The sequence below is a fragment of the Brevundimonas nasdae genome (assembly GCF_016654005.1).
In the GTDB taxonomy this organism is placed as follows: Bacteria; Pseudomonadota; Alphaproteobacteria; order Caulobacterales; family Caulobacteraceae; genus Brevundimonas; species Brevundimonas nasdae.
This window is the reverse complement of sequence record NZ_JAEPWN010000004.1, coordinates 199665-212045: the sequence shown is the minus strand read 5'-3', so window position 1 is coordinate 212045 and position 12381 is coordinate 199665. Positions and strand designations below refer to the sequence as shown.

The following is a 12381-nucleotide window of genomic DNA, read 5'->3' as shown; positions in this document are numbered from 1 at the left end:
TGTCCAAATCGTTGTTCTGCGTGGTTAATCGTCGATGAACCTCCTTTGCGGGCCGGCGGAATCCGCCGACCCGTTGCCGCAAGCGATAGATTTTCAAAAAGAACTCGGCAGATTTGACCCAGTGGTCAGCTGCGGAACAGGCTCAGCAGAATCTGGCTGGACGAGTTGGCGATAGACAGGGCCTGCACGCCCAGTTGCTGCTTGGTCTGCAGGGCGGTCAGGCGCGCGCTTTCCTTGGCCAGATCGGCGTCGACCAGGTTGCCGATGCCGGTCTCCATCGAGTCCTGCAGCTTGTTGACGAAGGTCAGTTGACGATCCAGCGACTTCGACTTGGTGCCCAAATCCGCCAACGTGGACGAGAAGGAGGTGATCGCAGCCTCGACATTGGCCACCGAATAGTCAGTCAGCGCCGAGGGCGCTGTGCCGGTCGTTGCGTTCGCCTTGGCCGCCCAGGCGCCGGTGGCCTGATTGAAGGTTCCCGCCGCGCCGGCGGTTCCTGCAGCCGCGCCGAAGGCCAGACCGTCAGCCCCGGCATCGTCCGTAGCCAGCTTCAGGGTGAAGGTGTTGTTGGCCGCACCCGTATTGGTCGTGACCTTCAGGTCGGTCGTCTGCTTCTTGAAGACATTGCCCCCATCGAAGTTGGCGTTGGCCAGGGCCGAGTGGATTTCCTTCACGATGGCCTCGAAGTCCGCCACCAGCTTCTTGCCGCTGTCGCCCAACCCCGTGACATTACCCGTCGCGTCATAGGTCTTGGGGGCGTCGGCCAGGGCGACCGCGATCCCCTTCAGTTCATTCAGCGCAGCCGTCACCGTATCGCCCGCCGCCAGACCGACGTCGAGGATGGATTGACCGCGTTGCATGGACTGGCGCACCGCATCCTGAGCACCCATTTCGGCGCGCTGGGCAGTGGCGATGGCGAAGATGGCGCCGTTATCTTTGGCCGAGGAAACCTTCAGGCCGGTATTGACGCGCGTTTGTGTGACCTCGAGCGCCTTGTTGGTGGCGTTCAGGTTCTGCAAGGCGATGAGAGCGCCAGCGTTCACGTTGATGCTGTTAGCCATTTTGGCTGTCTTTTTTCACTTCTGTGTTTTTTCGACGCCGTTTTGGCGGTCGAGAGCATTTTGCTCCGCATCCACTGGAGCAAGGACGAGGCCAGTCTGACGCGTGCCTTGCTCACGACATCATCACTGATTTTGTTGATTATTTCTCAGAACCTCAGCGTCCAGCTCGGCATTTCCCGCCCGGCATGGGGCAGAAAATGCCGAGTCGTTTTTGCCGCTAAGCTTGGCCTGCCGGATCAGGGCTTCTTCGCGCGCACCGCATTCGCGTTTCGCTCGGCCTCCAGCGTCTCCACCGCCAGACGACGCGCGCCGTCGCAGGCGACAATCTGGGCGCCGCGCTCGACATAGACTGCCTCCAGATCGCCCAGGGTGGGGTCAGGCGGCAGCACCGCCAGGGCGCAGGGCCGCATCGCCGCCTCCGGCAGGACCAGCCGCACCGGCGCAACCGTCGAGATCGGGGGCGAGGCGGCACAGCTCGCGATCATGGCCGCGCAGACGCTCAGCGCGGCGGGCGTCCAGAGGGGTTTGTACATCATCGGCGCTCCTGGCCTGTTCGACGGCGATGGCGGTCGTCCGCGCCGTCGCCGTCTGTTGTTGGTGAAACTGATCGAGGCGGCGGGTCTGTTGGACTGCAGCGGCGGTTTCCAATCTGCGCGCCGCCGCCTCCAGACGACCGTGCTCGGCCTCAGCCTGCGCCGCCTCCAGCCGCCGCTGGGAGTGATTGAACGGATCCCAGCGGAACCCCACCCCGCCCAGCAACAGCAGCCCGACCCCGAGAACGCCCGCCGCCCCGCCGCCGACGCACACCGCCTCAACCCAACGCGCCCAGGCGGGCGGGACATAGCTGCCGTTTGCCGTGAAGACGGTCGTTTCGCGCCGCGTCGCGCCCTGGTCGAAGTCCACGCGCCCGGTCGCGCGATCCACGGCGAAGGCCCGCGTCCATGTCCCGCCATCCGCGCTGACCTTCAGGCTGAAGTCATCATCTCCGACCAGGCCCAGTTCCGCCCGTCCGCCCCAGCCGCTCTGGAACAGAAGTGACAACACGTCCGCCGCGCCCTGTTTGTTCAGGGTCATTCGCAGATCGCCGTCGCCGCCCGCCTCGACCTCCAGCGCGGTGAACAGCATCTTGCCCGCCTTGACCGCGACCGGATTGCCCGCATCCGCAGTGGTGCCGACGCCCAGACGCGACAGGTTCTGCACCTCGCCCAGCAGGCCGCCCAGCGGACGCCACTCGCCGGGCGCGCGCACCAAGACCGACTGGGTGTCCAGAACCACCGCGACCAGACCGACGGGCGCGGCGACCTGCGCCCAGCCCCCCGCCTCGAACCGCATCAGCGCCCCGGCTGCGCGCCCGGCCCACGCGGCGCCCGTCGCACCCGCAGGCAGGATGTAGAGCGCCCCGTCCGCCGCATCAGACGGCTGGGCCGCTGTCGTGGCGCTGACCACCGCTGTCGCCGTCAGCGCGTCCAGCCGCGTCAGGGCCTCATTCAGGGTCACATGTTTCTGCATCTGCCCCGCCGCCAGATAAGGCAGGGCCAGACGCGCGCTGAAGTCGTCGCTCATTGGCTGATCTCCGTTGTCGTTGGAGATCAGTCTGCGTCCAGGCCGGACTCAGGCGCGCAGATTGCCCGATGCGCCATTCAGGCCATTGTTTTACATGGAAATCGTTCGACCAGATGCGCGCGCAGCCCCGCGCTTTCGCACCTATTTCAGTCGTGCAGATAGACGATGCGGCGCAGCTTCTTGTCCGCCTGGACTGTCTCCAGATGCCTGGCGTGATCGCCGCTGGCCTTGGCGTTGGCCTCAGAATCCTCGACCCAGTGGGTGGACTCGATATGTTTCTGCAAGGCTCCTGCGGCCAGCAACTGGCCGGGGAAGAAGGTGTCCACCACGTCGCCTGCGATCGGCACGGTTCCGGTCGCAGCATCCACCGCCATATAGGCCGCCATCCGCGCCAGGGTCGCAGGCGTCGCCTTGGCGCGCAGGCCCTGCCACATCAGCCACCCGCCGGTGCCGACCGTATAGACGGTGCCCACGATCGGCACCCAGGTCAGCAGGCCGTCCATGCCGACGCCGAACGGTCCAAAACCGATCACGCGGTCCGACAACTTCTTGATCCCCTCGACATTGGACCAGATGTTCTCGATATCCCTGATCGTGCACTTGGCCATGTCGCGTCCCTAACGCCGCATTCGGATCAGCGTTCACAACGAAAGGCAATCCTTGATGTCCTTGCTGAAACTGGCGGCCAATCTGGCTGCGAGTGCGATCCTTGTGGGCCTGTCCGGGTTCGGCGTCGCCGCCCTGTCCGGCATCGGCCATCGTTGGGTGGACATTCTGGCCCAGTTCACGGCGCCGGTGCTGGTCGCCGCTGCCGTCTTCACCCTGATCTGCCTGATCGTGCGCCTGTGGCCGGCCGCCGCCCTCGGGGTTCTGTCGTCGCTGGTGCTGCTGGTCGCCGTCTGGCCGCAGTTGACGCCGACCAGGGGCGCGCCCCAGCCCGGCCAGCCCGTGATCCGGCTCTATTCCGCCAATCTGTGGGTCGAGAATACCAATGTTCAGGCCATGCGCCGATCCATCGCCGCGGCCGATCCCGACATCATCGTGCTGGTCGAGTTCGGCGCGGCGCCGTCCGCCCATGTCGAGGAACTGCTGGCCGGTTACCCGCACCGCGCCATCAACGGCCGCCTGGACCCGACCACCGGCGCCTCGCGTTCAGTGATCGCTTCGCGTTTCCCCATCACCCAGAAGCTGCCGTCCCGGCAGGACGGGCTTCAGGCCGTCGGCGCCGAGGTCGAAACCCCGCTTGGCCCGCTCAATGTCTTCGGCGTCCACCTGACCCGCCCCTGGCCCTATCAATATCAGTGGGGCCAGATCACACAGGTCATGGCCCTGACCGAGCGTCGCCTCGCCGCGCCCGATCATCCGGTCATCGTCGCAGGCGATTTCAACAGCGTCTCCAGCGCCCGCATCGGCAAACAGATTCAGGCGGACATGGGCCTGATCCCCGCGCCCGGCTGGCCCGGCACCTGGCCCAGCCAGGCCCCCGCCTTCATCAACATCAACATCGACCAGGTCTACCGCTCGCCCGACCTGGCCCTGCTCAGCCGCCGGATCGGCCAGCCGACGGGCTCGGATCACCGCCCGGTCATCACCGAGTTCACCCGCGCGGCGCGATAGGACGCTTAGACCTAATCAAAATTCAGCCTCGAACCGTCATTCCGGGACGTCCGAAGGACGAACCCGGAAGCCAGGAGGCGTGCGTCCAGCGTCCAACGCCTTCAGCAAAGCGACTACGCCCCTGGGTTCCGGGTTCTTCGCTCCGCTCAGCCCCGGAATGACGAATTAGGAGGTCGGCATACTGAAAATGTCGATAGAATGCTTAATTCGCGACCAACCCCCGCAGGCGGTCCTCATGGCCGTCCTCGGGGAAGTCGTCGGCGATCCAGCCCGCCTCAAACGCCTTGAGGATGCGCCCCGTCTCCGGCCCCGGCTTCACGCCCATCTTCGCCAGCTCGCGCCCGCCGACCGGCATCCTGGGCGCGGACCAGGCCTCGGCAAACTGCCGCAAGGCCTCGCCGTCGCCGCCCGTGGCGGCTTGCGCCAAACGCAGCCGATCCTGAAACGCGCGCTGGCCCAGTCGATAGATCGCCGCCCGCGCCGCGACCTCGCCCATGTCCGGTGAAACCGTCGGTCCGTCCGCGACAATGGCCGCCAGCCTGTCGCGCACAGCATTCGACAGGCGCAAAGCCCCCGCGATCCGCACCACCGCCGCCTCATCCGTCGGCAGCAGGGCCGACAGCCGCAGGACCGGATCATCGCTCAGCCCGCACAGGGCCTCGAACACCGCCAGCGGCTGCACGTCCGGCAGCACCTGCGCCAGGACCCCGCTGTCCTGCATCGCCCGGACGGACGGGCGCGGATCAGGCGCGGCCAGCAGCTTCAGCAACTCCCTGGACACCCGCTCGGCGGACAACTGGCCCATGCCGTCCTTCAGCGCCCCGCAGGCCGCCAGCCCGACCGCGTCCGGCGCACCCTGCCCGTACCAGGCGTAAAACCGGAAGAACCGCAGGATCCGCAGATAGTCTTCGCGAATGCGCGTCTCGGCCTCACCGACGAAGACGATCCGCCCCGCCGCCGCGTCCTCCAGCCCGCCGCCGGTCGGGTCGAACACCGTCCCATCGGCGTCGGCGTATAGGGCGTTCAGCCGGAAATCCCGACGCGCCGCATCTTCGGCCCAATCCTCGGTGAAGGCCACCACCGCGCGCCGTCCATCGGTCTCCACGTCGCGCCGCAGGGTCGTGATCTCATAGGGTTGGCGTTCCGACACGCCGGTCACCGTGCCATGCTCGACCCCGGTCGGCACGGCCTTCAGGCCCGCCGCCTTCAGGGCCGCAATCGTCTGTTCGGGCCGCAACCGCGTGGCGATGTCGATGTCGTCGACGCCCTGCCCCATCAGGCTGTTTCGCACGCAGCCACCGACAAAACGCGCGCAGCCGGGACCGCCCGCCCCCTCCAGCGCCTTCATCACGGCCCGCGTCGCCGCCGCCGTCAGCCACGGCTGATCCGCCATCGAAACCGTCACGCCGCGTCCTCGTCCGCCGCGGCGTCCGGTTCGGCTTCGTCGCCGTACAGCCGCGCGTGCAGACCTTTCAGGATGCTGGCTGTCACGCCCCAGATGTAGCGTTCGCCCCACGGCATGGCCCAGAACCAGCGTCTGAGCCCGGCGTCCATGTCGTAAAAGTCGCGGCGATGGTTGGCGGCGTCCATCAGAAAGTCCCAGGGCGTTTCAAACACCTCGGCGACCTCGTCCGGCGACGGGGTCACCACCGGCGGTTCGCGCAGCCAGCCGATCACCGGCGTCACCAGAAATCCGGTCCCCGTCTCATAGGTGTCGGACAGGCCCAGAACCTCGACCGCGTCGCGTTTCAGCGCGACCTCTTCATCGGCCTCGCGCAGGGCGGCGTGAACCGCATTCTCTCCGGGGTCCAGACGACCGCCCGGAAATGCGATCTGGCCCGTATGGCTGGCCAGGGTGTCGGCCCGTCGGGTCAGCAGCACAGTCGCCCCCTCGGGCCGCGCCACGATGGGGATCAGGACAGCCGCGGGACGCAAAGTCTTCACCGGCCGCTCGACCATCGGGTTCAGGTCGAAATCCGACCGCACGCCCTTGGCGTCGGGCCGCCACGTCTCAACCGGCGCCAGACGCTCGACCAACCGCTCTCTCAGGGTGTCCAGACTCACGACAGCGCCCCCAGATCAAAGGCCTGACCGCCGGAGCGCACCACCAGCCGTCCATCGACCTCATCGGCCGTCTCGACCAGATCATAGAAGACAGACCGCGCGATCCGCGCCCAGAGGTCGCGCCGAACATGCACGCGCGGCGCGGGTTCGCCGGTCGCCGCGTCGGTCTCGACCACGATGGGATCATCCGGCCCCGCCCGCACCTGATCACCGACATCGGTGGTGAAGACCAGACTGTCGCCGTCTCGCTGCATCGACACCGCACGGAACGGCAGGTCCTCGACCTCGATCCGCATCTTCTCGACCGGCGTGACCAGATGATAGCCGTCGGGGTCTTTTCTCAGCACGGTCGAGAACAGCCGCACCAGCGCCTCACGTCCGATGGGCGATCCCTCGTGCATCCACACCCCGTCCGCACGGATCAGGATGTCGATGTCGCCGCAATGCTGCGGGTTCCACAGATGAACGGGCGGCAGTCCGCGTCCCGGCGCCTGTTTCGCCGCCTCCGCAACGGCCTCCAATCCGGTTTTCTCAGTCATGCCCTATGACTTAGGCGCGCCGGAGCGTTTCGTCACCGCCGCTCACGAGGATCAGATGGGAAACCGATATCCATACCGCTCCAGCGTCGCCTTGTGCTCGATCCAGGCGAAGCGGTTGTCCAGCACCCAATCGCCGTCGATGACCAGCACGGCATGGGGCGCGCCTTTTTCATTGATGACCCGAAGCACCGCCATCCGCTCACCCGGAAACCCCGCCTGAAACAGGCGCGCCAGCTTGGTGAAAACATAGTCGTCACAGTCGCCGCGCTTCGATGACGGCTCGACCGCAATAACATCGCGGCCATATTGCTCATCATCCGACTGGAAGCTGATTTCACGATTCACGGCCTGATTGACGCGCTCTATCAGGCGCTGTTCAGAACCGGTCGCCGCCAGTACGCTGCAGACAAGGGCCATCCAGATCGCGATCGAAAACACGAACGCTCCCAGAATCCCAGCACCTCGCCGCCGCAACATCACGACCTCCATTCAGGGGATGCATCGTGCGGTGGCGCTTCGGGGACGGGTATCATCCATCCGGGTTAGGGATGGCGGTTAATCTGGGGGAGACTGGCTTCAGAAGGCGATGGAGACGGCGCCCCGCACGGCCTCGACCTGAACGCCCAGCCACAGCAGGCGGCGCCGATCGACCGGTCCCGACAGAACGGCCTCCGGCGCGGGCGCAAAGCCGAACCGTCCGAAATACGGAGGATCTCCGACCAGAAGAATGCCGCCGATGCCCGCTGTCCGGGCATAGTCCACACAGGCCTGCACCAGTTCAGCGCCCAGGCCGTCGCTGCGGCTGGCGGCGTCAACCGCGATCGGCCCCAGGAACAGCGCGTGGGTTTCCCCCACCATCACCGGCCACAGACGCACCGAGCCGATAATCCGCCCGCTCTCGCGAACAACGAACCCCGCTGCCGCACGCGAGCCTTCGCGCAGGCGCTCCGCCGTCTTGGCGAAACGGCCCGGCCCGAAGGCGGCCATGACCAGCGCCTCCACGCCTTCGGCGTCAGCCGCAGTCTCGGCTTCAATGCGGCTGCGGGCCGCCGACAGGGCAAGGGCGTGCGACATCTGCGCTCCGGTGTGGGCGCGCGCACCTAGGACCAAAGCAGCGCCAAATCAAGGCGCGACCGCGATCAGCCCAGCTTGGAGAAGTCCGGCGCCCGCTTCTGGGTGAAGGCGGTGAAGGCCTCCATCGCCTCGGGGCTCTTCATCTGCGAGCCAAAGGCTTCGCCCTCGCGCTGCATCAGAACCCACAGGGCCTCGGCGTCGCGCATCAGGCGTTTGGTCTTGCGGATCGAGTTCGGCGCGCGCGCCGCCACCTTGGCCGCCAGTTCCGCCGCCGCCGCATCGACATCGCCCGCCGGAACCGCGCGGTTGGCCAATCCCCACGAAAGCGCCGTCTTGCCGTCGATCACCTCGCCCAGGGCGAACAGTTCAAACGCGCGCTGATGACCGATGGCCGCCGGAAGCAGCAGGCTGGACGCCGCCTCGGGCGCCAGGGCCAGATTGACGAACGGAACCGACAGCAGGGCGTCATCGGCCACCACCACCAGATCGCAATGCAGCAGCATGGTCAGGCCGATGCCGACCGCCCGCCCCTTCACCGCCGCCACCAGCGGCTTGTCCAGATCAGCCAGCGACTTCAGGTACCGGAACACCGACATATCGAACGGCTTTTCGGTCTGTGAACCGATGGCGATGAAGTCGCCGATATCATTGCCGGCCGAGAAGCTGTCGCCCTCGGCGCGCAGCAGCACCGCGCGAATGGCGTCATCGGCCTTGGCCCGCTCCATCGCGTCCGACAGGGCGGCGTACATCGCCTGGGTGATGGCGTTCTTCTTGTCGGCCCGGCTCAGGGTGACGCTCAGCACGCCATCCGACAGTTCAGTGCGGATATGTTCGCTCATGTCGTTTCCTCGTTCTTGTCCGTCGCCGACCACCAGTCGACGCCGTTTTCATCGCGCGTGCGCCGCGCGCGGCCCCGCCGTTCCAGATAGTTCAGATGCGCCTGGGCCTCGCCCGTAGCCATGCCCAGCACCGCATCCCCGATGGTGCGACCGAACACCGCCGGGAAGGCGTCAATGACCCTAGCCGGTTTCCCCAAGGTCCGATCAAGCCGTTTCAACGCCGTCTCATGTCCACGCTTCAGGGCGTCCAGCCGCGGGTGAACGCCATAGAACGGCTCGCCATGCGCAGGCAGGATGAAGGCGCCTTCCGGCAGCAGAGCGCGCAGTTTCTCGATCGAGTCCATCCAGTCGCCTAGCGGATCGGCATCCGCTTCGGTCGGCCAGACCGATACATTGGACGAGATGCGCGGCAGAATCTGATCCCCGGCGATGAAGACATCATCTGATTTGCGCCACAGACAGACGTGCTCAGGGCTGTGGCCGGACCCGACCACCACCGTCCATTCGTCGGCGCCGATGGTCAGGACGTCGCCCTCGCTCAGGCGCTGATAGCCGCGCGGGATCGGCGAAACACCCTTGGCGAATCCCCCATACTCCGCCCGCCATTTGGCGATCTGCTCCTCGCTCCATCCGGCGGCGCGATAGAAGACCTCGCCCTCGGCAGGCGCGTCGCCCCCCTCCTCCGCCGCCAGCATGCGTCCGGTCAGATACTCGATCTGGGACATCAGCAGCGGCGCGCCCGTGCGTTCGCACAACCAACCCGCCAGGCCGATGTGATCGGGATGCATGTGGGTGCAGATGATCCGCGTGACTGGCCGTCCGCCCAAAGGCCCCGCCAGCGCCTCGGACCAGGCCTTGATCGACACTCCGGTCTTCAGTCCGGTGTCGATGATCACCCAGCCCGCGCCATCCGCCACGGCATAGACGTTGACGTGATCCAGCTGGAACGGCAGCGGCAGGCGCATCCACAGGACGCCAGGCGCAACCTCTGTCACCGCCCCCGGAACGGGAACCTCCAGAACCGGATAGTTCGGGCCGCGTCGTTCACCAGCCATTTCGTGTTTCTGGGCGCCGTCGGGCAAGTCCGTCTCCAATCGCAACTAACGAACTCTATGCCGGATGTCGTGGCCACGTCCACCCACGCCTTGACCCCGAACCAATAGGTCGGCACACGAAAGTTTCGAAGACACAGCCCCCAAGGTGTTTCCTATGAAACTACGCATCGCAGCCGTGCTGCTCGCACTGGCCTTCAGCGCCGCGTCCGTCGCCCCTGTCGCAGCACAAACCCAGCCGGATGGAACCCGCGAAGCAACCCGAGCCCCCGCCAGCGGCCGTGCAGGACGCGACCGCGGCCGCGCGCCGCAGATGACGCCTGAACAGATCCAGGCCGCCGCTCAGGAACAGGCCACTCTGGCCAACACCGGCTGCCAGGTGACTGAAGCCAAGCTTCTGGGCACGACGGCGGAACGGACGTCGGTGTACGAAATGGCCTGCGCCGCCGGTCCGGGATACATCATCGAAACGAAGACCCCGCCCAATGTGACCGACTGCGTCGTCCTGGCCCATTCCGCCGCCACCCTGCGCGCGTCGAACCCGGCGGCGGATGTCGGGCCGCAGTGCACGATCGCCGCCAACCTGGACACCCAGCGTTTCCTGCGTGAATACGCCCAGCAAGCGGGCGTGCCCTGCACGGTTGATGACGCCAGCGTCATCGGCAAGTCCAACGAAGGCGCCATCGTCTATGAGATCGGCTGCTCTGGCGAACAGGGCTACTGGATCAAGAAGATCGACAACGCCTGGCAGAAGACCGAATGCATTCAGGTTCTGGCCGAGCGCGGAACCTGCCGCCTGACGACGGCGGGCGAGATCGCCGCCTCGGTCAAGAAGTGGCTGGCAGGCTCTGACGCCGCCGCCTGCGACGTCACTGAAGCCCGCCTGATGGGCCAGAACGCCAACGGCATGTTCTATGAAGCCAAGTGCGCGGCTGGCGACGGCTTCATCGCCCGCACCAACGCCGAACGCGTCGTACAGCAGGTCTATCCCTGCGCCACCGCCCAGCAGATCGGCGGCGGCTGCACCCTGACGCCTGCCCCGGCCGCTGCTCCGGCGGGCGGCCGTCCGTAAGGGCAGCAGCTCCAAATCACTGCATGAAGGGCCGTCGGAGCGATCCGGCGGCCCTTTTTGTGTCACGGCCTCTTTTCCCGAACCGTGACGCAGCCTAGCCTCGCCGTCATGCGCATCGCCACTTGGAACGTGAACTCCGTCAACGCCCGCCTGCCCACCGTGCTGGCGTGGCTGGAACAGGCAAAGCCCGACGTGGCCTGTTTCCAGGAGATCAAATGCGTCGATGAAAAGTTCCCGCGCGAGGCCTTCGAGAGCCTGGGCTACAACGTCGAGACCCATGGCCAGAAGAGCTATAACGGCGTGGCCCTGCTGTCGAAGCACCCGCTGTCGGACGTGCGGCGCGGCCTGCCGGGCGATGAAGCCGACGAACAGGCCCGCTATCTGGAAGCCGTGGTCGAAGGCCCCCGCCCCATCCGCGTGGCGGCCATCTATCTGCCGAACGGCAATCCGCTGGGCACGGAGAAATTCGCCTACAAGCTGGCCTGGTTCGACCGGCTGAACGCCCATGCCCGCGAACTTCTGAAGTTCGAAGAGCCGCTGGCCCTGTGCGGCGACTATAATGTCATCCCCGAGGCCGTGGACGCCAAGAACCCGTCCGCATGGACCGGCGACGCCCTGTTCCAGCCCGAAAGCCGCCAGGCCTTCCGCGCGCTGAAGAATCTTGGCCTGGCCGATTCCCACGCACTGGGCGACGAACCGGCGGGGACCTACACCTTCTGGGACTATCAGGCGGGCGCCTGGCAGCGCGACCATGGCATCCGCATCGACTTCGCCCTGCTGTCTCCGCAGGCCGCAGACCGTTTCCGCAGCATCGAGACCCACCGCGACGCGCGCGACATGGACAAGCCCAGCGACCACGTGCCGGTGGTGGTTGATCTCGATCTGGAGGCCTGACGGACATGGCGGATGCGCTGCGTGTCGTGTTGCTGGTCGCCCTGGCGGCCGCCCTGCTGACGACCGTGGCCCTGGCCTTTTCGTGGTGGATGGAGCCGCCGCGTCGTCTGCACCGCGCCCTTCTGAAAGCCATAGGCGGCGCACCCGAAGTCGAAACCATGTCGCCCGGCGAAGGCAAGGCTTGCGCCCTGAACTTTGACGAAGAACAGGTGGTCATACTCTGGGCCAACGGCGCCCACGGACTGGCCTATCTGTTTGACGAGGTGGACGGCGGAGAGATCATTGTCGACGGCCATGTGGTCGCACGGGTGCGTCGGGGCGAGGTGCGCAAGTCGCTGGATGTCCTGGCGCCCGACGCCGAACAGGTGGTGCTGCGGCTGATGTTCGCCGACGCGCGCAACCCCGAGTTTGAACTGGCGTTATGGGATGCGACGTTCGCGGGTCAGGTCGGATCGCCTGGCGAGGCCTTGAGATTGGGACGGCGCTGGCTGTCGCATCTGGAAGCCTTGCTCAAGGGCTAAAATCCCCAACCGGGCACGGCCGACGCCCGTTCGGTTTCATCGGCGACAATCCCCTCTTTCGATTGTCACGATGGGACGTTAGAAG

15 protein-coding genes are annotated in these 12381 nt (G+C 66.3%); 4 read left to right on the top strand and 11 right to left on the bottom strand.

The features are described 5' to 3' along the window. Positions 1–125: 125 nt before the first annotated feature. From JKF87_RS08320 to JKF87_RS08300, 4 genes are all read right to left on the bottom strand, one after another. Positions 126–1061: a flagellin gene (locus JKF87_RS08320; RefSeq protein ID WP_201099348.1), complete on the bottom strand. Its 936-nt coding sequence runs from the start codon at positions 1059–1061 to the stop codon at positions 126–128. A 236-nt stretch (positions 1062–1297) separates the two neighbouring features. Continuing rightward, entirely contained in the window at positions 1298–1471 is a 174-nt protein-coding gene (locus JKF87_RS08315; RefSeq protein WP_201099345.1) for a hypothetical protein, read from the bottom strand. Next, complete coding sequence (locus tag JKF87_RS18280; RefSeq protein ID WP_236261212.1) at positions 1437–2624, bottom strand: DUF2793 domain-containing protein; 1188 nt, start codon at positions 2622–2624, stop codon at positions 1437–1439. The genes JKF87_RS08315 and JKF87_RS18280 overlap by 35 nt, the downstream gene beginning before the upstream one ends. Before the next feature lie 146 nt (positions 2625–2770). Beyond that, positions 2771–3232, bottom strand: a complete 462-nt coding sequence (locus tag JKF87_RS08300; RefSeq protein ID WP_201099343.1) for a DUF4112 domain-containing protein — start codon at positions 3230–3232, stop codon at positions 2771–2773. 55 nt (positions 3233–3287) lie between these two features. Here JKF87_RS08300 and JKF87_RS08295 point away from each other — a divergent pair, with 55 nt between their 5' ends. Continuing rightward, positions 3288–4241, top strand: coding sequence for an endonuclease/exonuclease/phosphatase family protein (locus tag JKF87_RS08295; protein ID WP_201099341.1), 954 nt, complete (start codon positions 3288–3290; stop codon positions 4239–4241). A gap of 202 nt (positions 4242–4443) precedes the next feature. Here JKF87_RS08295 and JKF87_RS08290 read toward each other — a convergent pair whose 3' ends face one another. The 7 genes from JKF87_RS08290 to JKF87_RS08260 form a co-directional block, all read right to left on the bottom strand. After that, positions 4444–5646, bottom strand: coding sequence for a CCA tRNA nucleotidyltransferase (locus JKF87_RS08290; RefSeq protein ID WP_370874315.1), 1203 nt, complete (start codon positions 5644–5646; stop codon positions 4444–4446). Further along, positions 5643–6305 carry a CoA pyrophosphatase gene (locus JKF87_RS08285; RefSeq protein WP_201099333.1) on the bottom strand — a complete coding sequence of 221 codons (663 nt, stop codon included), beginning with the start codon at positions 6303–6305 and terminating at the stop codon, positions 5643–5645. The genes JKF87_RS08290 and JKF87_RS08285 overlap by 4 nt, the downstream gene beginning before the upstream one ends. Then, the gene (locus tag JKF87_RS08280; protein ID WP_201099332.1) at positions 6302–6844 is read right to left on the bottom strand and encodes a DUF1285 domain-containing protein; all 543 of its coding nucleotides are present in this window, start codon (positions 6842–6844) and stop codon (positions 6302–6304) included. Before JKF87_RS08280 ends, JKF87_RS08285 begins: the two co-directional genes overlap by 4 nt. Positions 6845–6895: 51 nt before the next feature. Beyond that, the gene (locus JKF87_RS08275) at positions 6896–7333 is read right to left on the bottom strand and encodes a transglutaminase-like cysteine peptidase (RefSeq protein WP_201099322.1); all 438 of its coding nucleotides are present in this window, start codon (positions 7331–7333) and stop codon (positions 6896–6898) included. Positions 7334–7420: 87 nt separating this feature from the next. After that, positions 7421–7918 carry a GNAT family N-acetyltransferase gene (locus JKF87_RS08270; protein WP_201099320.1) on the bottom strand — a complete coding sequence of 166 codons (498 nt, stop codon included), beginning with the start codon at positions 7916–7918 and terminating at the stop codon, positions 7421–7423. A gap of 65 nt (positions 7919–7983) precedes the next feature. Further along, positions 7984–8757, bottom strand: coding sequence for an enoyl-CoA hydratase (locus tag JKF87_RS08265; RefSeq protein WP_201099318.1), 774 nt, complete (start codon positions 8755–8757; stop codon positions 7984–7986). Next, on the bottom strand, positions 8754–9839 hold the full coding sequence (locus JKF87_RS08260; protein ID WP_236261211.1) for an MBL fold metallo-hydrolase: 1086 nt from the start codon (positions 9837–9839) through the stop codon (positions 8754–8756). Before JKF87_RS08260 ends, JKF87_RS08265 begins: the two co-directional genes overlap by 4 nt. 127 nt (positions 9840–9966) lie before the next feature. On the opposite strand from JKF87_RS08260, the gene JKF87_RS08255 reads away from it, so the two are divergent. The 3 genes from JKF87_RS08255 to JKF87_RS08245 all read left to right on the top strand — a co-directional run bounded on the left by JKF87_RS08255 (position 9967) and on the right by JKF87_RS08245 (position 12296). Further along, positions 9967–10881, top strand: coding sequence for a hypothetical protein (locus tag JKF87_RS08255; RefSeq protein ID WP_201099316.1), 915 nt, complete (start codon positions 9967–9969; stop codon positions 10879–10881). A gap of 108 nt (positions 10882–10989) precedes the next feature. Continuing rightward, positions 10990–11775, top strand: a complete 786-nt coding sequence (gene xth, locus JKF87_RS08250) for an exodeoxyribonuclease III (protein WP_201099314.1) — start codon at positions 10990–10992, stop codon at positions 11773–11775. 5 nt (positions 11776–11780) lie between these two features. Further along, positions 11781–12296, top strand: coding sequence for a hypothetical protein (locus JKF87_RS08245; protein ID WP_201099312.1), 516 nt, complete (start codon positions 11781–11783; stop codon positions 12294–12296). The last annotated feature ends 85 nt before the right edge of the window (positions 12297–12381 follow it).